Here is a 346-nt window from a genome sequence, read left to right as displayed (position 1 = left end):
TAGCTGTGCAGCAGCGCGGGATCGTCGATCACATGTGCCGGGACCGCGTAGTAGCGGCGAACCGTCACCTCCCTGCCGGCGGCGCGGTAGCTGAACGGTTCGGAGCCATCTGCCTCGAACTCCGCGCGCATCGCTTCGTCGACGCGGAGATACAACGTGCCCTTCATGACGAACCCGAACTGCGCGCCGTTTCGAACCAGGGCGGATCCGCCGAAGAAGCGCCTGATATCGATTGAGCCGGCTGGGGCGATCTGGGAGGCAAAGTCGAGCGCCAGCCCGCGTGTCGCCTCGCTAGTCATGCTGCTGCTCCGCCAGAAGATCGAAGAAGCCGGTGATCGCGCCGAAC

The 346-nt window shown here is 65.0% G+C and carries 1 protein-coding gene; it reads right to left on the bottom strand.

Translation table 11 applies throughout. From position 1 onward, the window contains the following. Positions 1-299, bottom strand: a 299-nt coding sequence (locus AF337_RS35320) for a TfoX/Sxy family protein (RefSeq protein ID WP_049735722.1), incomplete at its 3' end; no start/stop codon positions are given. Between the last annotated feature and the right edge of the window lie 47 nt (positions 300-346).

The sequence above is a fragment of the Rhizobium ecuadorense genome, assembly GCF_001187535.1.
Classification (GTDB): Bacteria; Pseudomonadota; Alphaproteobacteria; order Rhizobiales; family Rhizobiaceae; genus Rhizobium; species Rhizobium ecuadorense.
The sequence above is the reverse complement of the archived record's forward strand: the minus strand, read 5'-3'. Positions and strand labels throughout refer to the sequence as shown.